This window comes from Dryocola boscaweniae (assembly GCF_025215095.1).
GTDB lineage: Bacteria > Pseudomonadota > Gammaproteobacteria > Enterobacterales > Enterobacteriaceae > Dryocola > Dryocola boscaweniae.
On record NZ_JALHAP010000081.1, the window covers coordinates 338763 to 360909 of the forward strand.

The 22147-nt window shown below is 50.5% G+C and carries 38 protein-coding genes; 36 read left to right on the forward strand and 2 right to left on the reverse strand.

Annotated elements, in window-relative coordinates:
• The first annotated feature begins 20 nt into the window (after positions 1-20).
• From kefG to slyD, 4 genes are all read left to right on the forward strand, one after another.
• Positions 21-575 (forward strand): glutathione-regulated potassium-efflux system ancillary protein KefG, encoded by a 555-nt coding sequence (gene kefG, locus MUA00_RS17095; RefSeq protein ID WP_271124222.1) that lies wholly within the window; start codon positions 21-23, stop codon positions 573-575.
• Entirely contained in the window at positions 575-2380 is a 1806-nt protein-coding gene (gene kefB, locus MUA00_RS17100) for a glutathione-regulated potassium-efflux system protein KefB (RefSeq protein ID WP_271124223.1), read from the forward strand. Before kefG ends, kefB begins: the two co-directional genes overlap by 1 nt.
• Before the next feature lie 156 nt (positions 2381-2536).
• Entirely contained in the window at positions 2537-2737 is a 201-nt protein-coding gene (locus MUA00_RS17105; protein WP_121267443.1) for a YheV family putative zinc ribbon protein, read from the forward strand.
• Between the two features lie 94 nt (positions 2738-2831).
• Positions 2832-3416 carry a peptidylprolyl isomerase gene (slyD, locus tag MUA00_RS17110; protein WP_167614281.1) on the forward strand — a complete coding sequence of 195 codons (585 nt, stop codon included), beginning with the start codon at positions 2832-2834 and terminating at the stop codon, positions 3414-3416.
• Between the two features lie 58 nt (positions 3417-3474).
• Here the strand turns inward: slyD and MUA00_RS17115 are convergent, their stop codons facing one another.
• On the reverse strand, positions 3475-3693 hold the full coding sequence (locus tag MUA00_RS17115; protein ID WP_121267441.1) for a protein SlyX: 219 nt from the start codon (positions 3691-3693) through the stop codon (positions 3475-3477).
• A gap of 226 nt (positions 3694-3919) precedes the next feature.
• On the opposite strand from MUA00_RS17115, the gene fkpA reads away from it, so the two are divergent.
• From fkpA to bfr, 11 genes are all read left to right on the forward strand, one after another.
• Positions 3920-4732: an FKBP-type peptidyl-prolyl cis-trans isomerase gene (gene fkpA, locus MUA00_RS17120; protein ID WP_271124224.1), complete on the forward strand. Its 813-nt coding sequence runs from the start codon at positions 3920-3922 to the stop codon at positions 4730-4732.
• Positions 4733-4910: 178 nt separating this feature from the next.
• Positions 4911-5639 carry a helix-turn-helix transcriptional regulator gene (locus MUA00_RS17125; protein WP_271124225.1) on the forward strand — a complete coding sequence of 243 codons (729 nt, stop codon included), beginning with the start codon at positions 4911-4913 and terminating at the stop codon, positions 5637-5639.
• Positions 5640-6026, forward strand: coding sequence for a sulfurtransferase complex subunit TusD (tusD, locus tag MUA00_RS17130; protein ID WP_271124226.1), 387 nt, complete (start codon positions 5640-5642; stop codon positions 6024-6026). It begins immediately after the preceding gene.
• Positions 6026-6385: a sulfurtransferase complex subunit TusC gene (gene tusC, locus MUA00_RS17135; protein ID WP_271124227.1), complete on the forward strand. Its 360-nt coding sequence runs from the start codon at positions 6026-6028 to the stop codon at positions 6383-6385. Before tusD ends, tusC begins: the two co-directional genes overlap by 1 nt.
• Before the next feature lie 7 nt (positions 6386-6392).
• Positions 6393-6680, forward strand: coding sequence for a sulfurtransferase complex subunit TusB (tusB, locus tag MUA00_RS17140; protein WP_271124228.1), 288 nt, complete (start codon positions 6393-6395; stop codon positions 6678-6680).
• A gap of 124 nt (positions 6681-6804) precedes the next feature.
• A complete protein-coding gene (gene rpsL / locus MUA00_RS17145; RefSeq protein WP_003023654.1) occupies positions 6805-7179 on the forward strand; it encodes a 30S ribosomal protein S12 in 375 nt (124 codons plus the stop codon).
• Positions 7180-7275: 96 nt separating this feature from the next.
• The gene (gene rpsG / locus MUA00_RS17150) at positions 7276-7746 is read left to right on the forward strand and encodes a 30S ribosomal protein S7 (protein ID WP_017803037.1); all 471 of its coding nucleotides are present in this window, start codon (positions 7276-7278) and stop codon (positions 7744-7746) included.
• 93 nt (positions 7747-7839) lie between these two features.
• Entirely contained in the window at positions 7840-9954 is a 2115-nt protein-coding gene (fusA, locus tag MUA00_RS17155) for an elongation factor G (protein ID WP_271124229.1), read from the forward strand.
• A 71-nt stretch (positions 9955-10025) separates the two neighbouring features.
• Entirely contained in the window at positions 10026-11210 is a 1185-nt protein-coding gene (gene tuf / locus MUA00_RS17160; protein WP_271121281.1) for an elongation factor Tu, read from the forward strand.
• Positions 11211-11359: 149 nt separating this feature from the next.
• Complete coding sequence (gene bfd / locus MUA00_RS17165; RefSeq protein ID WP_121264415.1) at positions 11360-11554, forward strand: bacterioferritin-associated ferredoxin; 195 nt, start codon at positions 11360-11362, stop codon at positions 11552-11554.
• A gap of 72 nt (positions 11555-11626) precedes the next feature.
• Positions 11627-12103 carry a bacterioferritin gene (gene bfr, locus MUA00_RS17170; RefSeq protein WP_271124230.1) on the forward strand — a complete coding sequence of 159 codons (477 nt, stop codon included), beginning with the start codon at positions 11627-11629 and terminating at the stop codon, positions 12101-12103.
• Here bfr and MUA00_RS17175 read toward each other — a convergent pair.
• Positions 12087-12599 (reverse strand): prepilin peptidase, encoded by a 513-nt coding sequence (locus MUA00_RS17175; protein ID WP_271124231.1) that lies wholly within the window; start codon positions 12597-12599, stop codon positions 12087-12089. The genes bfr and MUA00_RS17175 overlap by 17 nt on opposite strands.
• 381 nt (positions 12600-12980) lie before the next feature.
• Here MUA00_RS17175 and rpsJ point away from each other — a divergent pair, with 381 nt between their 5' ends.
• From rpsJ to rplO, 21 genes are all read left to right on the forward strand, one after another.
• Complete coding sequence (rpsJ, locus tag MUA00_RS17180) at positions 12981-13292, forward strand: 30S ribosomal protein S10 (RefSeq protein ID WP_001181005.1); 312 nt, start codon at positions 12981-12983, stop codon at positions 13290-13292.
• Between the two features lie 31 nt (positions 13293-13323).
• A complete protein-coding gene (rplC, locus tag MUA00_RS17185; RefSeq protein ID WP_016538466.1) occupies positions 13324-13953 on the forward strand; it encodes a 50S ribosomal protein L3 in 630 nt (209 codons plus the stop codon).
• 10 nt (positions 13954-13963) lie between these two features.
• Complete coding sequence (gene rplD, locus MUA00_RS17190; RefSeq protein WP_271124232.1) at positions 13964-14569, forward strand: 50S ribosomal protein L4; 606 nt, start codon at positions 13964-13966, stop codon at positions 14567-14569.
• Complete coding sequence (gene rplW, locus MUA00_RS17195; protein ID WP_271124233.1) at positions 14566-14868, forward strand: 50S ribosomal protein L23; 303 nt, start codon at positions 14566-14568, stop codon at positions 14866-14868. The genes rplD and rplW overlap by 4 nt, the downstream gene beginning before the upstream one ends.
• Positions 14869-14885: 17 nt before the next feature.
• Positions 14886-15707 carry a 50S ribosomal protein L2 gene (gene rplB, locus MUA00_RS17200; RefSeq protein WP_042312092.1) on the forward strand — a complete coding sequence of 274 codons (822 nt, stop codon included), beginning with the start codon at positions 14886-14888 and terminating at the stop codon, positions 15705-15707.
• Between the two features lie 16 nt (positions 15708-15723).
• Positions 15724-16002: a 30S ribosomal protein S19 gene (gene rpsS, locus MUA00_RS17205; protein WP_001138115.1), complete on the forward strand. Its 279-nt coding sequence runs from the start codon at positions 15724-15726 to the stop codon at positions 16000-16002.
• 14 nt (positions 16003-16016) lie between these two features.
• Positions 16017-16349, forward strand: a complete 333-nt coding sequence (gene rplV / locus MUA00_RS17210) for a 50S ribosomal protein L22 (protein WP_002919773.1) — start codon at positions 16017-16019, stop codon at positions 16347-16349.
• 17 nt (positions 16350-16366) lie between these two features.
• Complete coding sequence (gene rpsC, locus MUA00_RS17215) at positions 16367-17068, forward strand: 30S ribosomal protein S3 (RefSeq protein ID WP_000529945.1); 702 nt, start codon at positions 16367-16369, stop codon at positions 17066-17068.
• A 12-nt stretch (positions 17069-17080) separates the two neighbouring features.
• Positions 17081-17491, forward strand: a complete 411-nt coding sequence (gene rplP / locus MUA00_RS17220) for a 50S ribosomal protein L16 (RefSeq protein WP_008927134.1) — start codon at positions 17081-17083, stop codon at positions 17489-17491.
• A complete protein-coding gene (rpmC, locus tag MUA00_RS17225; protein ID WP_008457158.1) occupies positions 17491-17682 on the forward strand; it encodes a 50S ribosomal protein L29 in 192 nt (63 codons plus the stop codon). Before rplP ends, rpmC begins: the two co-directional genes overlap by 1 nt.
• Positions 17682-17936 carry a 30S ribosomal protein S17 gene (gene rpsQ / locus MUA00_RS17230; RefSeq protein ID WP_000130100.1) on the forward strand — a complete coding sequence of 85 codons (255 nt, stop codon included), beginning with the start codon at positions 17682-17684 and terminating at the stop codon, positions 17934-17936. Before rpmC ends, rpsQ begins: the two co-directional genes overlap by 1 nt.
• A gap of 166 nt (positions 17937-18102) precedes the next feature.
• The gene (gene rplN, locus MUA00_RS17235; RefSeq protein ID WP_008457164.1) at positions 18103-18474 is read left to right on the forward strand and encodes a 50S ribosomal protein L14; all 372 of its coding nucleotides are present in this window, start codon (positions 18103-18105) and stop codon (positions 18472-18474) included.
• Positions 18475-18484: 10 nt separating this feature from the next.
• Positions 18485-18799: a 50S ribosomal protein L24 gene (rplX, locus tag MUA00_RS17240; RefSeq protein WP_041142967.1), complete on the forward strand. Its 315-nt coding sequence runs from the start codon at positions 18485-18487 to the stop codon at positions 18797-18799.
• Positions 18800-18813: 14 nt separating this feature from the next.
• Complete coding sequence (gene rplE / locus MUA00_RS17245) at positions 18814-19353, forward strand: 50S ribosomal protein L5 (protein ID WP_202308045.1); 540 nt, start codon at positions 18814-18816, stop codon at positions 19351-19353.
• A gap of 13 nt (positions 19354-19366) precedes the next feature.
• On the forward strand, positions 19367-19672 hold the full coding sequence (gene rpsN / locus MUA00_RS17250) for a 30S ribosomal protein S14 (protein ID WP_121264437.1): 306 nt from the start codon (positions 19367-19369) through the stop codon (positions 19670-19672).
• A 33-nt stretch (positions 19673-19705) separates the two neighbouring features.
• Positions 19706-20098, forward strand: a complete 393-nt coding sequence (gene rpsH / locus MUA00_RS17255; RefSeq protein WP_271124234.1) for a 30S ribosomal protein S8 — start codon at positions 19706-19708, stop codon at positions 20096-20098.
• A gap of 13 nt (positions 20099-20111) precedes the next feature.
• The gene (rplF, locus tag MUA00_RS17260) at positions 20112-20645 is read left to right on the forward strand and encodes a 50S ribosomal protein L6 (protein ID WP_121264441.1); all 534 of its coding nucleotides are present in this window, start codon (positions 20112-20114) and stop codon (positions 20643-20645) included.
• Positions 20646-20654: 9 nt separating this feature from the next.
• Positions 20655-21008 (forward strand): 50S ribosomal protein L18, encoded by a 354-nt coding sequence (gene rplR, locus MUA00_RS17265; protein ID WP_271124235.1) that lies wholly within the window; start codon positions 20655-20657, stop codon positions 21006-21008.
• Positions 21009-21022: 14 nt separating this feature from the next.
• Positions 21023-21523 (forward strand): 30S ribosomal protein S5, encoded by a 501-nt coding sequence (rpsE, locus tag MUA00_RS17270; protein ID WP_121264447.1) that lies wholly within the window; start codon positions 21023-21025, stop codon positions 21521-21523.
• Between the two features lie 6 nt (positions 21524-21529).
• The gene (gene rpmD / locus MUA00_RS17275; protein ID WP_202308070.1) at positions 21530-21709 is read left to right on the forward strand and encodes a 50S ribosomal protein L30; all 180 of its coding nucleotides are present in this window, start codon (positions 21530-21532) and stop codon (positions 21707-21709) included.
• Positions 21710-21712: 3 nt separating this feature from the next.
• Positions 21713-22147, forward strand: coding sequence for a 50S ribosomal protein L15 (gene rplO, locus MUA00_RS17280; protein ID WP_167614996.1), 435 nt, complete (start codon positions 21713-21715; stop codon positions 22145-22147).

Here is a 22147-nt window from a genome sequence, read left to right on the forward strand (position 1 = left end):
TGACGACGCCCTGGAGGGTAATGATGTCGCAGCCGCCGAAAGTTTTGCTGCTGTATGCCCATCCGGAATCACAGGACTCGGTGGCAAACCGGGTTTTGCTCCAACCGGCCGAGCAGCTTGCAAATGTTACCGTGCATGACCTTTATGCGCACTATCCTGATTTTTTTATCGATATCTATCATGAGCAGGCATTGCTACAAGAACATGATGTCATCGTCTTCCAACATCCGCTTTATACCTATAGCTGCCCGGCGTTGCTTAAAGAGTGGCTGGACCGCGTACTAAGCCGTGGCTTTGCCAGCGGCGTGGGAGGCACAGCCCTTGCGGGAAAGTACTGGCGGAACGTCATCACAACGGGAGAGCCGGAAGGCGCTTACCGTCACGATGGCTTTAACCGTTCTCCCCTGACCGATATTTTGCGGCCTTTTGAGCTGACGGCGGCGATGTGCCGCATGCACTGGATGAATCCCATTATTGTTTATTGGGCTCGTCGACAATCCCCCGTGGAACTTGCCAGCCATGCGAAGGCGTATGGTGAATGGTTGGCTTCGCCGTTACCGCCGGGAGGACGTTGATGGAAAGTTCTGACTTATTGTTCGCGGGCGTGCTGTTTTTATTTGCGGCGGTTGTCGCGGTTCCCATTGCCGCCCGTCTGGGCATTGGCGCGGTGCTGGGCTATTTGCTGGCGGGGATTGCTATCGGGCCGTGGGGGTTAGCTTTTATCAGCGATGTGGATGAAATCCTTCATTTTTCTGAGATGGGCGTGGTGTTCCTGATGTTTATCATCGGGCTGGAATTGAATTCTTCAAAACTCTGGCAGCTACGGCGTTCGATATTTGGCGTCGGTGCAGCGCAGGTTATTCTGAGCGCCGTTATCCTCGCCGGGCTGCTGATTCTGACCCAGTTCTCCTGGCAGGCGGCGGTTATCGGCGGCATCGGACTTGCTATGTCTTCAACCGCGATGGCCCTGCAACTGATGCGTGATAAGGGCATGAATCGTAATGAAGCAGGGCAGCTCGGGTTTTCGGTGCTGCTGTTTCAGGATTTGGCTGTTATCCCTGCTTTGGCGCTGGTGCCGCTACTTGCAGGCAATGACAACGGCCACACGGACTGGATAAAGGTCGGTTTTAAGGTTCTTGCTTTTGCAGGCATGCTGATTGGCGGTCGTTATCTTTTGCGGCCTTTGTTCCGCTTTATTGCCGGTTCCGGCGTGCGTGAAGTCTTTACGGCTGCGGCGCTGCTGCTGGTGCTGGGGTCGGCGCTGTTTATGGATGCCCTGGGGCTTTCGATGGCATTGGGAACCTTTATCGCAGGCGTGCTTCTGGCTGAGAGCGAATACAGGCATGAACTGGAAATTGCCATCGATCCGTTTAAGGGATTATTGCTGGGTCTGTTCTTTATTTCCGTGGGGATGGCCCTGAATCTGGGCGTGCTCTATACCCATTTATTATTCGTGCTTCTCGGCGTTATTGTGCTGGTGGCGGTGAAGTTTGCCGTGCTTTACGGCATCTCTCACGTTTACGGGTTGCGAAGTTCTGAAAGGCTGCAGTTTTCAGGCGTGCTGAGTCAGGGCGGTGAATTTGCTTTTGTTCTGTTTTCTACTGCCTCTTCGCAGAAGCTGTTTCAGGGCGATCAGATGCCGCTGCTGTTGGTGACGGTCACATTATCTATGATGACCACGCCATTATTAATGAAGGGCGTGGATGCCATTCTTGCGCGGCGTTTTAACAGTGATGACGAGCCGGATGAGAAGCCTTATGTTGAAGACGATCAGCCGCAGGTGATTATCGTTGGCTTCGGGCGTTTTGGGCAGGTGATCGGCCGCTTGTTAATGGCCAATAAAATGCGTATCACAGTGCTTGAGCGGGATATCAGTTCTGTCAGCCTGATGCGCAAATATGGCTATAAAGTTTATTACGGCGACGCGACCGAGTATGAGCTGTTGCGCTCAGCGGGCGCTGAAGCGGCAAAATCTATCGTCATTACCTGTAACGAGCCGGAAGACACGATGCGGATCGTCCAACTATGTCAACAGCACTTTCCACATCTGTCGATTCTGGCGCGGGCCCGCGGGCGTGTTGAGGCGCATGAGCTTTTACAGGCTGGCGTGAAGCAATTCTCGCGTGAAACTTTCTCCAGCGCGCTGGAGCTAGGACGCAAGACTTTGATGACGCTCGGCATGCATCCTCACCAGGCGCATCGCGCGCAACAGCATTTTCGTCGTCTGGATATGCGTATGCTGCGTGAACTTATGCCAATTCATACCGATACCGCGCAGATTTCCAGAGTGAAGGAAGCGCGTCGGGAGCTGGAGGAGATATTTGAACGTGAAATGCAACAAGAACGTCGCCAGCTCGATGGCTGGGATGAATTCGAATAGCAAACCAGGCCATTGAAAAAATCTCTGTAATAGACAAATCGTCAGACGGCGAAAATAAATAAACCAGGAAAATCAATTTATTGGTTTTCGGCAGATAACCACAAAGAGGGAAAACCACGTTTTTTCCCTTTTTGTCAGCAACTTCAGGTGAAGCCAATGTCAGTGCGCAAGCGTTTTATTGCCGGTGCGGTGTGCCCTCATTGCCAGGCTCAGGACTCTCTCGCCATGTGGCGTGAAAACAATATTGATATTGTTGAGTGTGTTAAGTGCGGGCATCAGATGCGTGAAGCGGACAAACAGGCCCGCGAACATGTGCGTGAGCAAGAGCAGGTGATCGGCATTTTTCATCCGGACTAGCGAGATCCCCCGAGTTTTTTTAAGCTTAAGGGTACACCGGCGTCGATTTCCGCTACAATCGTCGCCAGTTTTTTTCCCACGCTCAGGAGATATCATGAAAGTAGCAAAAGACCTGGTGGTCAGCCTGGCCTATCAGGTACGTACAGAAGACGGTGTGTTGGTTGATGAGTCTCCGGTGAGTGCGCCGCTGGACTATCTGCATGGTCACGGCTCCCTGATTTCAGGGCTGGAAAACGCGCTTGAAGGCCACGTAGTTGGCGATCGTTTTGATGTGAGCGTAGGCGCTAACGACGCTTATGGTCAGTATGACGAAAACCTGGTGCAACGCGTACCGAAAGACGTCTTCATGGGCGTTGACGAACTGCAGGTCGGCATGCGCTTTATGGCGGAAACCGACCAGGGCCCAGTCCCGGTTGAAATCACCGAAGTTGAAGACGACCACGTTGTGGTTGACGGCAACCACATGCTGGCAGGTCAAAACCTGAACTTTAACGTTGAAGTTATCGCAATTCGTGAAGCAACCGCTGAAGAACTGGCTCATGGCCACGTTCACGGCGAGCACGATCATCACCACGAACACGGTGACGGTTGCTGCGGTGGTCACGGCCACGATCATGATCACGACCATGACCACGGTAAAGGTGGTTGCGGCGGTAACGGTGGCTGCGGCTGCCACTAAGCATGAAGCGATAAAAAAGGCGTGTCTCAGACACGCCTTTTTCTTTTATCAGGGGAAATTAATAGTGCGGAGGCGGAGTTTCCTCAGCCTGCGAGGCAATCATAGAAGGCTGGCTGGCTTTCAGTTTTTCAACCAACAAACGAAAATGCTCACGCAGTTTGACCATCTCCAGTTCGTGAGCCGTTACCGTCTGATTTAACTCCTCAATCGTTATCTCCTGGAAAGCGAGACGACTCTCAAGTTCTTCCAGCCGCTGTTCGGTCGTTTTTTGTTGCATGGCTTACCTCTTTGGCCTGCAGATGGACATTTTCCCGCGATTCTACTGAAAATTATCTCTTGTTACAGTGCCATTTGGCCTTTCACGAAACTTCTTTATACAAAAAGAGTCTGAATTTGACTCGATAACGAGCGCGGAGATTGTGTAGATTTCTCCCGCGACGTTATAGTACGTCTCTTAGTTGAAAATAACCTTGGGGTTAGAGGCCCCGGCCCTGGAGAAATGGATGAAATCATTGTTTAAAGTAACGCTTCTGGCGACCACGATGGCCGTTACCCTGAGCGCTCCGGCGTTTGCTGCTCCAGCCGCTGCCGCAAAAGATGCCGCTCCTGCGAGCAACGCAGCATTCAAAAATGACGATCAGAAGTCTGCGTATGCACTGGGTGCTTCGCTTGGCCGTTACATGGAAAACTCCCTGAAAGAACAAGAAAAACTGGGCATTAAACTGGACAAGGCTCAGTTGATCGCTGGCGTTCAGGACGCGTTTGCGGATAAGAGCAAATTGTCTGACCAGGAAATCGAGCAGACTTTGCAGGCGTTTGAAGCCCGCGTGAAGACTTCCGCTCAGGCGAAAATGGAAAAAGACGCGAAGGAAAATGCGGATAAAGGCAAAGCCTTCCGCGATACTTTCGCAAAAGAAAAAGGGGTGAAGACCTCTTCCACCGGTCTGCTGTACAAAGTAGATAAAGAAGGTACCGGTGATGCGCCGAAAGACAGCGACACCGTAGTCGTCAACTACAAAGGTACGCTGATCGACGGTAAAGAATTCGACAACTCTTACACTCGCGGTGAGCCACTCTCTTTCCGCCTTGATGGTGTTATCCCAGGCTGGACCGAAGGCCTGAAAAATATCAAGAAAGGCGGCAAAATCAAGATGGTTATCCCACCAGAGCTGGCCTACGGCAAAACTGGCGTTCCGGGAATTCCTGCTAATTCTACTTTAGTCTTCGACGTGGAGTTGCTGGATATCAAACCGGCTCCAAAAGCTGACGCCAAGCCTGATGTTGCTGCTGAAGCAGAAGCTGCCAAGAGCAAGTAATCAGTGATTAACCGCCGCCCCTGGGGCGGCGGTTTTTTATTTGTAGCGGGATATAATAATAAAAACTGGAAAGCGGGTCTTACGGTGTATTACCTTAGCGGTCAGCGTTTCCTGAGTTTGAGTCTGCCCTGATACCATTAAAGCGCGACAGGCTCTCTGTAGAGGGTGGTATTTTTAAATGTCCAATTCGCTTTTAACCAACGAAACCAGTGAACTCGATTTACTGGACCAGCGTCCCTTTGAACAAACCGACTTCGAAATATTAAAATCCTATGAAGCGGTCGTTGACGGGTTAGCGATGCTGATTGGTTCCCATTGCGAAATCGTGCTGCATTCCCTTCAGGATCTGAAGTGTTCAGCGATTCGTATTGCAAACGGTGAGCACACCGGGCGAAAAATTGGTTCACCGATTACCGATTTGGCACTGCGCATGCTCCACGATATGACCGGCGCGGACAGCAGCGTATCTAAGTGCTACTTTACGCGCGCTAAAAGCGGCGTACTGATGAAATCCGTTACTATCGCTATTCGCAACCGTGACCAGCGTGTGATTGGCCTTTTGTGTATCAATATGAACCTTGATGTGCCTTTCTCGCAGATCATGTCGACCTTCATTCCGCCAGAGACCCAGGATCAGGAAGTGCCGTCTTCGGTCAACTTCGCTTCTTCCGTTGAGGACCTGGTGATGCAAACGCTGGAATTCACCATCGAAGAGGTGAACGCCGATCGCAACGTGTCGAACAACGCTAAAAATCGTCAGATTGTCCTTAACCTTTACGAGAAGGGCATCTTTGATATTAAAGATGCGATTAACCAGGTGGCGGACCGTTTGAATATTTCTAAGCACACGGTTTATCTCTATATCCGCCAGTTTAAAAACGGTGATTTTCTGGGGCACGAAAAGTAAATGCGTTTCGCCATGATGGTGACCGGCCCGGCTTACGGGACGCAACAGGCGAGTAGCGCATTGCAATTTGCTCAGGCTGTTGTTGCCGAAGGGCACACTTTAAGCAGCGTTTTTTTCTATCGTGAAGGCGTGTTTAATGCCAATGAACTCACAACTCCTGCAAGCGATGAAGTTGATTTGGTGCGGGCCTGGCAGAAACTCCACGAACGTCACGGTGTAGAACTGCACATTTGTGTGGCAGCCGCATTGCGCCGTGGGGTAATTGATGATGTTGAGGCAAAACAGCACGAGCTTACCGCGAGCAATCTCCAGGCGGGTTTTACGTTGAGCGGGCTTGGCGCATTGGCTGAAGCCTCACTTACCTGCGAAAGAATGGTGCAGTTCTGATGAAACGCGTTGCCTTTGTGTTTAAATCTGCCCCGCACGGTACTTCGGCAGGCCGGGAAGGGCTGGATGCTTTACTCGCCGCTTCCGCATTATCCGAAGACATTGGCGTTTTCTTTGTGGGGGACGGCGTGTTTCAAATCTTGCCGGGCCAGCAGCCGGACAAAATTCTTTCCCGTGATTACATCGCGACGTTTCGCGTATTGCCGCTCTACGATATCGAGCAGTGCTACCTTTGCGCAGAGTCCGCGCGAGTGCGCGGGTTATCTGAAAACAGCGCATGGGTCGTGGATGTGACTCCTCTGGATCCGGATGCGCTGCGGGAAAAACTGCATCAGTTTGATGTAGTACTCACTTTCTGAGGCGCTCATGCTGCATATTTTACGCCAGTCACCTTTTAATGCTGATCTTGATACGCTCTTGCGCTGTATGAACGCAGGGGATGATTTGCTGCTGCTGCAGGATGGAGTGATTGCAGCAATAAAGGGCGGCCGCTACCTTGAATTGCTGCTCGAAGCCCCAATATCTATCAGCGCTCTGCAAGAAGATCTCGAAGCCCGCGGCCTGGCTGCTCAAATTTCATCCAAAATCGACACGGTCAGCTATAATGATTTCGTCAGATTGACGATTAAACACGAACGGCAGATGACCTGGTAACCCAGGATCGCTGTATATTTCTTGACACCTTTTCGGCTCAGCCCTAAAATTCTGCGTCCTCATATTATATGAGGCCGTTTTATTACGTGTTTACGAAGCAAAAGCTAAAACCAGGAGCTATTTAATGGCAACAGTTAACCAGCTGGTTCGCAAACCACGCGCACGCAAAGTTGCAAAGAGCAACGTGCCTGCGCTGGAAGCCTGCCCGCAAAAACGTGGTGTATGTACTCGTGTATATACCACCACTCCTAAAAAACCGAACTCCGCACTGCGTAAAGTTTGCCGTGTTCGTCTGACTAACGGTTTTGAAGTTACCTCCTATATCGGTGGTGAAGGTCACAACCTGCAGGAGCACTCCGTGATCCTGATCCGTGGTGGTCGTGTTAAAGACTTGCCAGGTGTTCGTTACCACACCGTTCGTGGTGCACTTGACTGCTCCGGCGTTAAAGACCGTAAGCAATCTCGTTCCAAGTACGGCGTGAAGCGTCCTAAGGCTTAATGGTTCTCCGTTAAGTAAGGCCAAACGTTTTAAATTAATGTCAAAACTAAACTCTTTGAGTTTTGGACAATCCTGAATTAACAACGGAGTATTTCCATGCCACGTCGTCGCGTCATTGGTCAACGTAAAATTCTGCCGGATCCTAAGTTCGGATCAGAACTGCTGGCCAAATTTGTAAACATCCTGATGGTAGATGGTAAAAAATCTACTGCAGAAGCAATCGTCTATACCGCGCTGGAGACCCTGGCTCAGCGTTCTGGTAAAAACGAACTGGAAGCTTTCGAAGTCGCTCTGGACAACGTTCGCCCGACTGTCGAAGTTAAGTCCCGCCGCGTAGGTGGTTCTACTTATCAGGTTCCAGTAGAAGTCCGTCCGGTTCGTCGTAATGCCCTGGCAATGCGTTGGATCGTAGAAGCTGCTCGTAAACGCGGTGATAAATCCATGGCTCTTCGCCTGGCGAACGAACTTTCTGATGCTGCAGAGAACAAAGGTACTGCAGTTAAGAAACGTGAAGACGTTCACCGTATGGCTGAAGCCAACAAGGCGTTCGCTCACTACCGTTGGTAATCCCTTCGGAGTGTTAGTCACCAGGCGGGCGCTTCAAAAAAGCTGCCCGCTTTGGGTTACTTAATTGAACGTCCCAGGATATAGAGGAATCAAATGGCTCGTACAACACCCATTGCACGCTACCGTAACATCGGTATCAGTGCACACATCGACGCCGGTAAAACCACTACTACCGAACGTATTCTGTTCTACACCGGTGTAAACCATAAAATCGGTGAAGTTCATGACGGCGCAGCCACCATGGACTGGATGGAGCAGGAGCAGGAACGTGGTATCACCATTACCTCCGCTGCAACTACTGCATTCTGGTCAGGTATGGCTAAGCAGTATGAACCGCACCGCGTAAACATCATCGACACCCCAGGGCACGTTGACTTCACCATCGAAGTAGAACGTTCCATGCGTGTGCTTGACGGTGCGGTAATGGTTTACTGCGCAGTTGGTGGTGTTCAGCCACAGTCTGAAACCGTATGGCGTCAGGCTAACAAATACAAAGTTCCACGCATCGCGTTCGTTAACAAAATGGACCGCATGGGTGCTAACTTCCTGAAAGTTGTAGGCCAGATCAAATCCCGTCTGGGCGCGAACCCTGTTCCGCTTCAGCTGGCGATTGGTGCCGAAGAAGGCTTCACCGGTGTTGTTGACCTGGTGAAAATGAAAGCCATCAACTGGAACGAAGCTGATGCTGGCGTGACCTTCGAATACGAAGATATCCCTGCAGACATGCAGGATCTGGCTGACGAATGGCACCAGAACCTGATCGAGTCCGCAGCAGAAGCATCTGAAGAGCTGATGGAAAAATACCTGGGCGGCGAAGAGCTGACCGAGGAAGAAATCAAGACTGCTCTGCGTCAGCGTGTTCTGAACAACGAGATCATTCTCGTGACCTGTGGTTCTGCGTTTAAGAACAAAGGCGTTCAGGCAATGCTGGATGCGGTAATTGATTACCTACCAGCGCCGACTGACGTTCCTGCTATCAACGGTATTCTGGACGACGGTAAAGACACGCCTTCTGAGCGTCACGCTAGCGATGACGAGCCGTTTGCGGCTCTGGCATTCAAAATCGCTACCGACCCGTTCGTGGGTAACCTGACGTTCTTCCGCGTATACTCTGGCGTGGTTAACTCCGGTGATACCGTTTATAACCCAGTGAAATCAGCTCGTGAGCGTTTTGGCCGTATCGTTCAGATGCACGCTAACAAACGTGAAGAGATAAAAGAAGTTCGCGCGGGCGACATCGCTGCTGCAATCGGTCTGAAAGACGTGACTACGGGTGACACCATCTGTGACCCAGACAACGTTATCATTCTGGAACGTATGGAATTCCCGGAGCCGGTAATCTCCATCGCGGTTGAACCAAAAACCAAAGCTGACCAGGAAAAAATGGGTCTGGCTCTGGGTCGTCTGGCTAAAGAAGATCCATCATTCCGCGTATGGACTGATGAAGAATCTAACCAGACCATCATCGCTGGTATGGGTGAACTGCACCTCGACATCATCGTTGACCGCATGAAGCGTGAATTCAACGTTGAAGCGAACGTCGGTAAACCTCAGGTTGCTTACCGTGAAGCGATTCGCGCGAAAGTTACCGATATCGAAGGTAAGCACGCCAAGCAGTCTGGTGGTCGTGGTCAGTACGGTCATGTTGTTATCGACATGTACCCACTGGAGCCGGGTTCAAATCCGAAAGGTTATGAGTTCATCAACGACATCAAAGGTGGTGTAATTCCTGGTGAATACATCCCTGCCGTTGATAAAGGCATCCAGGAGCAGCTTAAGTCTGGTCCACTGGCCGGTTACCCGGTAGTCGATCTGGGCGTGCGTCTGCACTTCGGTTCTTACCACGACGTTGACTCCTCCGAGCTGGCGTTTAAACTGGCCGCTTCTATCGCCTTTAAAGATGGCTTTAAGAAAGCGAAACCAGTTCTGCTTGAGCCTATCATGAAGGTTGAAGTAGAAACTCCGGAAGAGAACACCGGTGACGTTATCGGTGACCTTAGCCGTCGTCGTGGTCAGCTGAAAGGTCAGGAATCTAACGCGACTGGCGTTCAGATTCATGCTGAAGTTCCGTTGTCAGAAATGTTCGGGTACGCAACTCAGCTGCGTTCTCTGACCAAAGGCCGTGCATCTTACTCCATGGAATTCCTGAAGTATGATGATGCGCCTAACAACGTTGCTCAGGCCGTTATCGAAGCCCGTGGTAAATAAGCCCAGGCTTTTAAAACAATGATCCCGTGCTCTCTCCTTGAGGGGAGAGCACAATAGTAAGGAATATAGCCGTGTCTAAAGAAAAATTTGAACGTACAAAACCGCACGTTAACGTCGGCACAATCGGCCACGTTGACCATGGTAAAACTACTCTGACTGCAGCAATCACTACCGTTCTGGCTAAAACCTACGGTGGTTCTGCCCGCGCATTCGACCAGATCGATAACGCGCCGGAAGAAAAAGCTCGTGGTATCACCATCAACACTTCTCACGTTGAATATGACACCCCGACTCGCCACTACGCGCACGTTGACTGCCCGGGGCACGCCGACTACGTTAAAAACATGATCACCGGTGCTGCGCAGATGGACGGCGCTATCCTGGTTGTTGCCGCGACTGATGGCCCGATGCCACAGACCCGTGAGCACATCCTGCTGGGTCGTCAGGTTGGCGTTCCTTTCATCATCGTGTTCCTGAACAAGTGCGACATGGTTGATGATGAAGAACTGCTGGAACTGGTGGAAATGGAAGTGCGTGAACTTCTGTCCCAGTACGACTTCCCGGGCGACGACACGCCAATCGTTCGCGGTTCTGCGCTGAAAGCGCTGGAAGGCGAAGCTGAGTGGGAAGCGAAGATTGTTGAACTGGCAGGCTACCTGGATTCTTACATCCCGGAACCAGAGCGTGCTATCGACAAGCCGTTCCTGCTGCCAATCGAAGACGTCTTCTCCATCTCCGGCCGTGGTACCGTTGTTACCGGTCGTGTGGAGCGCGGTATCATCAAGGTTGGCGAAGAAGTTGAAATCGTTGGTATCAAAGACACTGCTAAGTCTACCTGTACCGGCGTTGAAATGTTCCGCAAACTGCTGGACGAAGGCCGTGCCGGTGAGAACGTTGGTGTTCTGCTGCGTGGTATCAAACGTGAAGAAATCGAACGTGGTCAGGTACTGGCGAAGCCAGGCTCCATCAAGCCGCACACCCAGTTCGAATCTGAAGTTTATATCCTGTCCAAGGATGAAGGCGGCCGTCATACTCCGTTCTTCAAAGGCTACCGTCCACAGTTCTACTTCCGTACAACTGACGTGACTGGCACCATCGAACTGCCGGAAGGCGTAGAGATGGTCATGCCGGGCGACAACATCAAAATGGTTGTTACCCTGATCCACCCAATCGCAATGGACGACGGTCTGCGTTTCGCAATCCGTGAAGGCGGCCGTACCGTTGGCGCGGGTGTTGTTGCTAAAGTTATCGCTTAATCGCTGATACCTTTATATGAAAGAGAGCGCTTCGGCGCTCTTTTTTTTTGTATTTTTTGCCGCTTGTACCTTGAACCAAACGTGCGCGTGCTATTGTAATCATAACTATTCTCATTTACACTTTGCGCAGAAATTGAACGGGAGTGCTTATGTACGTTTGCTTGTGTAATGGTGTAAGTGATAAAAAAATTCGTCAGGCAGTACGCCAGTTTCAGCCACAATCTTTTCAGCAGCTTCGAAAGTTTATCCCGGTAGGAAATCAGTGCGGAAAGTGCGTTCGTGCAGCGCGTGAAATCATGCAGGAAGAGCTGTTACAGATCCCGGAATTTAAAGAGATTGCTTAAGTCAGTCACTTTTTTTTGACTTACTCCGTGCTACATCTACGCTTCATGTAGTGGAAGCGGAGGGAGTAAAAAATGAAAGGTGATATTAAGATAATAAATTATCTCAATAAATTATTGGGAAACGAGCTTGTCGCGATCAATCAGTATTTTCTCCATGCGAGAATGTTCAAAAACTGGGGCCTGATGCGCCTCAACGACGTCGAATACCACGAATCCATCGATGAAATGAAGCACGCCGATAAATACATCGAACGTATTTTATTTCTTGAAGGCATTCCAAACCTGCAGGACCTTGGCAAACTTCAAATCGGCGAAGACGTTGAGGAAATGCTGCAGTCAGATCTCAACCTGGAACTGGAGGGTGCTAAAGATCTGCGCGAAGCCATAGCCTATGCGGATACCATCCATGACTATGTCAGCCGCGACATGATGATTCAAATCCTCGCAGAGGAAGAACATCACATTGACTGGCTTGAGACGGAACTGGACTTGATTTCCAAAATTGGTTTGCAGAACTATCTCCAGTCACAGATTAAAGAGGCCAGTTGAACGCATTAATCTGTAAAGGGTAATGATTAAACCATCCTGTGACGCCACCCGCTATCGCAAGGCAGGGCCCAAAAGGTAGCGGCGTGGTGAATAAGCTTTCAGAAGGTACTCGCCAGACTTTCGTTATCCCTGCCATCGCTAAACCACATCCCGCTGCGATTAATACAATCCATTGTAAATTTTGCCAGCCATGCCATGCGCCTAATGCCGCCAGCAGCTTTATATCTCCATACCCTATACCCTCACGTTTGCGCAGATAAAAGTAGCACCAGTATAAAGACCACAAAGTTAAGTAACCCGCAACCGCTCCTGTTACGGCTGAAGCCAGGCTATCCGGAGAAATAAAAACGTGGAACAACAACCCGGTCCACAGCAGCGGATAGGTCAGATTGTCTGGCAATAGACGTTCCCGAAAATCAATCCAGCTAAGCCGAAGTAGTAGTGCAATGTATATAAAGATAAAGATCAACGTCGGCAGGGGAGGGAGAAAAGTCATAAGTAAGTCTCCTGAAAAAGTGAGCCAACACTAATTCAGAACGCTGGAGAGGAAAAACATAGATTGAGTAATACTCGGAACATCTTCCAGGGTTTTGCAGAGGCTTGCTGTTTTTTGCAAGCTAACTGGAACTTCGCACGAGCTCATTGCAGAAAAGGCTGTTTAATTCGTAAGCATGGCTTGCTTAGTGGCCGTATTTACGTATAATGCGCGGGCCTGTCTTAATTGACGGCTGGTTCGATATGAACCCCGGTAGTGATTTTACTGCCAACAATGCCCCCAACAGGGGGGCTATGTATGAACGATTACACTCTCCCATCAATCGTAATGGGCTCGAGTAGTAATTTTTTTCGTCTATAAAATAATTGGAGCTCTGGTCTCATGCAGAACCAAAGAATCCGTATCCGCCTTAAAGCGTTTGATCATCGTCTGATCGATCAATCAACTGCGGAAATCGTCGAGACTGCTAAGCGCACTGGTGCGCAAGTCCGTGGTCCGATCCCGCTGCCGACCCGCAAAGAGCGCTTTACCGTTCTGATCTCTCCGCACGTCAACAAAGACGCGCGCGATCAGTACGAGATCCGCACTCACAAGCGTCTGGTTGACATCGTTGAGCCAACTGAGAAAACCGTTGATGCTCTGATGCGTCTGGATCTGGCTGCCGGTGTAGACGTGCAGATCAGCCTGGGTTAATCAGGTCATTGACGATTGAGAGGTTGAAACAATGATTGGTTTAGTCGGTAAAAAAGTGGGTATGACCCGTATCTTCACTGAAGATGGCGTCTCTATCCCAGTAACCGTTATCGAAGTAGAAGCAAACCGTGTTACTCAGGTTAAAGACCTGGCTAACGACGGCTACCGTGCTGTTCAGGTGACCACTGGTGCTAAAAAAGCTAACCGTGTAACCAAGCCGGAAGCTGGTCACTTTGCTAAAGCTGGCGTTGAAGCTGGCCGTGGTCTGTGGGAATTCCGTCTTGCTGAAGGCGAAGAGTTCACCGTAGGTCAGGACATTAGCGTTGAGCTGTTTGCTGAAGTTAAAAAAGTTGACGTAACTGGCACCTCTAAAGGTAAAGGTTTCGCAGGTACCGTTAAGCGCTGGAACTTCCGTACCCAGGACGCGACTCACGGTAACTCCTTGTCTCACCGCGTTCCGGGTTCTATCGGTCAGAACCAGACTCCGGGCAAAGTGTTCAAAGGCAAGAAAATGGCAGGCCAACTGGGTAACGAGCGCGTAACCGTTCAGAGCCTGGACGTAGTACGCGTTGACGCTGAGCGCAACCTGCTGCTGGTTAAAGGTGCAGTTCCGGGTGCAACCGGTAGCGACCTGATCGTTAAACCAGCTGTGAAGGCGTAAGGGGATAGCAATGGAATTAGTATTGAAAGACGCGCAAAGCGCGCTGACTGTTTCCGAAACTACCTTCGGTCGTGATTTCAACGAAGCGCTGGTACATCAGGTTGTTGTTGCTTATGCAGCAGGTGCCCGTCAAGGTACTCGTGCTCAGAAGACCCGTGCTGAAGTAACTGGTTCCGGTAAAAAACCGTGGCGCCAGAAAGGTACCGGCCGTGCGCGTTCAGGTTCTATCAAGAGCCCGATCTGGCGTTCCGGTGGCGTAACCTTCGCTGCTCGTCCGCAGGACCACAGTCAAAAAGTTAACAAAAAGATGTACCGCGGCGCGCTGAAAAGCATTCTGTCCGAACTGGTACGTCAGGATCGTCTGATCGTTGTCGAACAGTTCTCTGTTGAAGCGCCTAAAACTAAGCTGCTTGCTCAGAAACTGAAAGACATGGCTCTGGAAGATGTGCTGATCATCACCGGCGAACTGGATGAGAATCTGTTCCTGGCCGCTCGTAACCTGCATAAGGTTGACGTGCGCGATGTAGCAGCTATCGACCCAGTTAGCCTGATCGCCTTCGACAAAGTCGTTATGACTGCTGAAGCAGTTAAGCAAGTTGAGGAGATGCTGGCATGATCCGTGAAGAACGTCTGCTGAAAGTACTGCGCGCGCCGCACGTATCTGAAAAAGCATCTATGGCGATGGAAAAAACCAATACCATCGTTCTCAAAGTTGCCAAAGACGCGACCAAAGCAGAGATCGTAGCTGCTGTACAGAAACTGTTCGAAGTTGAAGTTAAAGACGTGAACACCCTGGTAGTTAAAGGGAAAACAAAACGTCACGGACAGCGTGTTGGTCGTCGTAGCGACTGGAAAAAAGCTTACGTCACCCTGAAGGAAGGCCAGAATCTGGACTTCGTCGGCGGCGCTGAGTAAGTCGGAGGAGAAAGACAATGGCAGTTGTTAAATGTAAACCGACATCTCCGGGTCGTCGCCACGTAGTTAAAGTGGTCAACCCTGAGCTGCATAAGGGCAAACCTTTTGCTCCGCTGGTTGAAAAAAACAGCAAATCCGGTGGCCGCAACAACAATGGCCGTATCACTACTCGTCACATCGGTGGTGGTCACAAGCAGGCTTACCGTATTGTTGATTTCAAACGCAACAAAGACGGTATCCCGGCAATTGTTGAACGTCTTGAGTACGATCCGAACCGTTCTGCGAACATCGCACTGGTTCTGTACAAAGATGGCGAGCGCCGTTACATTCTGGCCCCTAAAGGCCTGAAAGCTGGCGACCAGATTCAATCTGGCGTTGATGCTGCAATCAAAGCTGGTAACACCCTGCCGATGCGCAACATCCCGGTTGGTTCTACTGTTCATAACGTAGAAATGAAACCTGGTAAAGGCGGTCAGCTGGCACGTTCCGCAGGTACCTATGTGCAGATCGTTGCACGTGATGGTGCTTACGTTACCCTGCGTCTGCGTTCTGGTGAAATGCGTAAAGTTGAAGCTGACTGCCGCGCAACACTGGGCGAAGTTGGCAATGCTGAGCATATGCTGCGCGTTCTGGGTAAAGCGGGTGCTGCTCGCTGGCGTGGTGTTCGTCCTACCGTTCGCGGTACTGCGATGAACCCAGTCGATCACCCACATGGTGGTGGTGAAGGTCGTAACTTTGGTAAGCACCCGGTAACTCCGTGGGGCGTTCAGACCAAAGGTAAGAAGACCCGCAGCAACAAGCGTACTGATAAATTTATCGTACGTCGCCGTAGCAAATAATTTTAGAGGATAAGCCATGCCACGTTCTCTCAAGAAAGGTCCTTTTATTGACCTGCACTTGCTGAAGAAGGTAGAGAAAGCGGTGGAAAGCGGTGACAAGAAGCCCCTGCGCACTTGGTCCCGTCGTTCAACGATCTTTCCTAACATGATCGGTTTGACCATCGCTGTCCATAATGGTCGTCAGCACGTTCCAGTATTTGTTTCCGATGAAATGGTCGGGCACAAACTGGGTGAATTCGCACCGACTCGTACTTATCGCGGCCACGCTGCTGATAAAAAAGCGAAGAAGAAATAAGGTAGGAGGAAGAGATGGAAACTTTAGCTCAACATCGCCATGCTCGTTCTTCTGCTCAGAAGGTTCGCCTTGTTGCTGACCTGATTCGCGGTAAGAAAGTGTCGCAGGCTCTGGATATTCTGACCTACACCAATAAGAAAGCGGCTGTATTGGTTAAGAAAGTACTGGAATCTGCCATTGCTAACGCTGAACACAACGATGGCGCTGACATTGACGATCTGAAAGTCGCGAAAATCTTCGTAGACGAAGGCCCTAGCATGAAGCGCATTATGCCTCGTGCAAAAGGTCGTGCAGATCGCATCCTGAAGCGCACCAGCCACATTACTGTGGTTGTGTCCGATCGCTGAGACTCTGGAGACTAGCAATGGGTCAGAAAGTACATCCTAATGGTATTCGCCTGGGTATTGTAAAACCATGGAACTCTACCTGGTTTGCGAACACCAAAGAATTCGCTGACAACCTGGACAGCGATTTTAAAGTTCGTCAGTACCTGACTAAGGAACTGGCGAAGGCGTCTGTATCTCGTATCGTTATCGAGCGTCCGGCTAAGAGCATTCGTGTGACTATTCACACTGCTCGTCCTGGCATCGTTATCGGTAAGAAAGGCGAAGACGTAGAAAAACTGCGCAAGGTCGTAGCGGATATCGCTGGCGTTCCTGCACAGATCAATATCGCCGAAGTTCGTAAGCCTGAACTGGACGCAAAACTGGTTGCTGACAGCATCACTTCTCAGCTGGAACGTCGTGTTATGTTCCGTCGTGCTATGAAGCGTGCTGTACAGAATGCCATGCGTCTTGGCGCTAAAGGTATCAAAGTTGAAGTTAGCGGCCGTCTGGGCGGTGCCGAGATCGCACGTACCGAATGGTATCGTGAAGGTCGCGTGCCGTTGCACACACTGCGTGCTGACATCGACTACAACACCTCTGAAGCGCACACCACTTATGGTGTAATCGGCGTTAAAGTGTGGATCTTCAAAGGTGAGATCCTGGGTGGGATGGCTGCTGTTGAACAACCGGAAAAACCGGCTGCGCAACCTAAAAAGCAGCAGCGTAAAGGCCGTAAGTAAGGAGAGTCGCTGATGTTACAACCAAAGCGTACAAAATTCCGTAAAGTGCACAAAGGCCGCAACCGTGGTCTGGCTGCCGGTACGGATGTTAGCTTCGGCACTTTCGGTCTGAAAGCTGTTGGCCGTGGTCGTCTGACTGCACGTCAGATCGAAGCAGCACGTCGTGCAATGACCCGTGCAGTTAAGCGTCAGGGTAAAATCTGGATCCGTGTGTTCCCAGACAAACCTATTACTGAAAAGCCGCTTGAAGTGCGTATGGGTAAAGGTAAAGGTAACGTGGAGTATTGGGTTGCCTTGATTCAGCCAGGTAAAGTCCTGTACGAAATGGACGGTGTGCCTGAAGAGCTGGCCCGTGAAGCATTCAAGCTGGCAGCAGCGAAACTGCCGATCAAAACCACCTTTGTAACTAAGACGGTGATGTAATGAAAGCAAAAGAGCTGCGTGAAAAGAGCGTTGAAGAGCTGAACACCGAGCTGCTGAACCTGCTGCGCGAGCAGTTCAACCTGCGTATGCAAGCTGCCAGTGGCCAGCTGCAACAGACCCACTTGCTGAAGCAAGTGCGTCGTGATGTTGCGCGTGTTAAGACTTTATTGACTCAGAAGGCGGGTGCGTAATGACCGATAAAATCCGTACTCTGCAAGGTCGCGTTGTCAGCGATAAAATGGAGAAATCCATTGTTGTTGCCATCGAACGTTTTGTGAAACACCCGATTTACGGTAAATTCATCAAGCGTACGACTAAACTGCACGTACATGACGAGAACAACGAATGTGGTATCGGCGACGTGGTTGAAATCCGCGAATGCCGTCCACTGTCCAAGACTAAGTCCTGGACGCTGGTTCGCGTTGTAGAGAAAGCGGTTCTGTAATACAGTAAGCCTTCTCAATACAAATAAACGGCTCAGTAGTGGGCCGTTTATTTTTTCTACCCATATTCAGGAACCGGTGTTATAATGCCGCGCCCTCGTTTATGGGGCTTTTTACGACCTAAATATTAGGTCCCGAAGTAGTAGTTGACATTAGCGGAGCACTGAAATGATCCAAGAACAGACTATGCTGACCGTGGCCGACAACTCCGGCGCGCGTCGCGTAATGTGTATCAAGGTTCTGGGTGGCTCGCACCGTCGCTACGCAGGCGTCGGCGACATCATCAAAATTACCATCAAGGAAGCAATTCCTCGCGGTAAGGTGAAGAAAGGCGATGTGCTGAAAGCGGTAGTGGTGCGCACCAAGAAGGGTGTTCGTCGCCCGGACGGTTCTGTCATTCGCTTCGATGGTAATGCATGCGTTATTTTAAACAATAACAGCGAGCAGCCAATCGGCACGCGTATTTTTGGGCCGGTAACTCGTGAACTGCGTAATGAGAAGTTCATGAAAATTATCTCTCTGGCACCAGAAGTACTCTAAGGAGCGAATCATGGCAGCGAAAATCCGTCGTGATGACGAAGTTATCGTGTTAACCGGTAAAGATAAAGGTAAACGCGGTAAAGTTAAGAATGTCTTGTCTTCCGGCAAGCTCATCGTTGAAGGTATCAACCTGGTTAAGAAACATCAGAAGCCGGTTCCGGCCCTGAACCAACCAGGTGGCATCGTTGAAAAAGAAGCTGCAATTCAGGTTTCTAACGTTGCGCTCTTCAATGCGGCAACCGGCAAGGCTGACCGTGTAGGCTTTAGATTCGAAGACGGCAAAAAAGTCCGTTTCTTCAAGTCTAACAGCGAAACTATCAAGTAATTTGGAGTAGTACGATGGCGAAACTGCATGATTACTACAAAGACGAAGTAGTTAAAAAACTCATGACTGAGTTTAGCTACAATTCTGTCATGCAAGTCCCTCGGGTCGAGAAGATCACCCTGAATATGGGTGTTGGTGAAGCGATCGCTGACAAGAAACTGCTGGATAACGCAGCAGCCGATCTGACAGCAATCTCCGGTCAAAAGCCGTTGATCACCAAAGCACGCAAATCTGTTGCAGGCTTCAAAATCCGTCAGGGCTATCCGATCGGCTGTAAAGTAACTCTGCGTGGCGAACGCATGTGGGAGTTCCTTGAGCGCCTGATCACCATTGCTGTACCGCGTATTCGTGACTTCCGTGGCTTGTCCGCTAAGTCATTCGATGGCCGTGGTAACTACAGCATGGGTGTCCGTGAGCAGATCATCTTCCCAGAAATCGACTACGACAAAGTCGATCGCGTTCGTGGTTTGGATATTACCATTACCACTACTGCGAAATCTGATGATGAAGGCCGTGCTCTGCTGGCTGCCTTTAACTTCCCATTCCGCAAGTAAGGTAGGGTTACTAATGGCTAAGCAATCCATGAAAGCACGCGAAGTCGTTCGCGTAAAACTGGCTGACAAATACCGCGCTAAACGCGAGGAATTGAAAGCTATTATCTCTGGTGTGAACTCATCCGACGAAGAACGTTGGGATGCAGTTCTTAAGCTGCAGTCCCTGCCGCGTGATTCCAGCCCGTCTCGTCAGCGTAACCGCTGCCGTCAAACTGGTCGTCCGCACGCTTTCCTGCGGAAGTTCGGGTTGAGCCGTATTAAGGTCCGTGAAGCCGCTATGCGCGGTGAAATTCCGGGTCTTAAGAAGGCTAGCTGGTAATTGTCACCAATTGAATCACGGGAGTAAAGACAGATGAGCATGCAAGATCCGATCGCGGATATGCTGACCCGTATCCGTAACGGTCAAGCCGCGAATAAAGTTGCGGTCACCATGCCTTCCTCCAAGCTGAAATTGGCAATTGCCAACGTGCTGAAAGAAGAAGGCTATATCGAAGATTTTAAAATTGAAGGCGACACTAAGCCTGAACTGGAACTGACTCTTAAGTATTTCCAGGGCAAGGCTGTGGTAGAGAGCATTCAGCGAATCAGCCGCCCAGGTCTGCGCATCTATAAGAAAAAAGATGAGCTGCCTAAAGTTATGGCCGGTATGGGTATTGCTGTCGTTTCTACCTCTAAAGGTGTTATGACTGATCGTGCAGCGCGCCAGGCTGGTCTTGGTGGCGAAATTATCTGCTACGTAGCCTAATTGGAGGAATAAAATGTCTCGTGTTGCTAAAGCACCGGTCGTTATTCCTGCTGGCGTAGAGGTAAAACTCAACGGTCAGGTTATTTCGATCAAAGGTAAGAACGGCGAGCTGACTCGTACTATCAACGATGCTGTTGAAGTTAATCACGCTGATAATGCTCTGACTTTCGCTCCGCGCGAAGGCTTTGCAAACGCGTGGGCCCAGGCGGGTACCACTCGTGCGTTATTAAATGCAATGGTTGTCGGTGTTACCGAAGGCTTCACTAAGAAGCTGCAGCTGGTTGGTGTAGGTTATCGTGCGGCTGTTAAAGGCGACGTGGTGAATTTAGCCCTGGGCTTCTCTCACCCTGTTGAGCATAAGCTGCCGGCGGGTATCACTGCTGAATGTCCGACTCAAACTGAAATCGTGCTGAAAGGCGCTGATAAACAGATGATCGGCCAAGTAGCTGCTGACCTGCGTGCCTACCGTCGTCCTGAGCCATATAAAGGCAAGGGTGTTCGTTACGCCGACGAAGTCGTGCGTACCAAAGAGGCTAAGAAGAAGTAAGGTAACACTATGGATAAGAAATCTGCTCGTATCCGTCGTGCGACCCGCGCACGTCACAAGCTTAAAGAACTGGGTGCGACTCGTCTGGTGGTACATCGTACCCCGCGTCATATTTACGCACAGGTTATCGCACCAAACGGTTCAGAAGTCCTGGTAGCTGCATCTACTGTAGAGAAAGCTATCGCTGAGCCACTGAAGTACACTGGAAACAGAGACGCCGCTGCAGCTGTGGGTAAAGTTGTTGCAGAGCGTGCACTGGAAAAAGGCATCACTGTTGTTGCTTTTGACCGTGCTGGTTTCCAATATCATGGTCGTGTCCAGGCACTGGCAGATGCTGCCCGTGATGCTGGCCTTCAGTTCTAAGGTAGAGGTGTAAGATGGCTCACATCGAAAAACAAGCTGGCGAACTGCAGGAAAAGCTGATCGCGGTAAATCGCGTATCTAAAACCGTTAAAGGTGGTCGTATTTTCTCCTTCACTGCTCTGACAGTGGTTGGTGATGGTAACGGTCGCATTGGTTTTGGTTACGGTAAAGCGCGTGAAGTTCCAGCAGCGATCCAGAAAGCGATGGAAAAAGCCCGTCGCAATATGATTAACGTCGCGCTGAACCACGGCACCCTGCAGCACCCTGTTAAAGGTGTGCACACAGGTTCTCGTGTGTTCATGCAGCCGGCTTCCGAAGGTACCGGTATCATCGCCGGTGGTGCAATGCGCGCCGTTCTGGAAGTCGCTGGAGTACATAACGTTCTGGCTAAAGCATATGGTTCCACCAACCCGATTAACGTGGTTCGTGCAACTATTGATGGCCTGGCGAATATGAAGTCTCCGGAAATGGTCGCTGCCAAGCGTGGTAAATCCGTTGAAGAAATTCTGGGGTAATTGACCATGGCAAAGACTATTAAAATTACACAAACCCGCAGTGCAATCGGTCGTCTGCCTAAGCACAAGGCAACGCTGCTTGGCCTGGGTCTGCGTCGTATTGGCCACACTGTAGAGCGCGAAGATACTGCTGCTGTACGTGGTATGGTCAACGCGGTTTCCTACATGGTTAAAGTTGAGGAGTAAGAGATGCGTTTAAATACTCTGTCTCCAGCCGAAGGGTCTAAGCACGCTTCCAAGCGTCTGGGTCGCGGTATCGGTTCTGGCCTCGGTAAAACCGGCGGTCGTGGCCACAAAGGTCAGAACTCTCGTTCTGGCGGTGGCGTACGTCGTGGGTTCGAAGGTGGTCAGATGCCGTTGTACCGTCGTCTGCCGAAATTCGGTTTCACCTCTCGCAAAGCAATGATCACCGCAGAGATTCGTCTGTCAGATCTGGCGAAAGTTGAAGGCGACGTAGTTGACCTGAACACGCTGAAAGCAGCAAACATTATCGGTATTCAGATTGAGTTCGCGAAAGTGATTCTGTCTGGCGAGGTTTCTCGTCCGGTAACTGTTAGCGGCCTGCGTGTCACCAAAGGCGCTCGTGCTGCTATCGAAGCTGCTGGCGGTAAAATCGAGGAATAA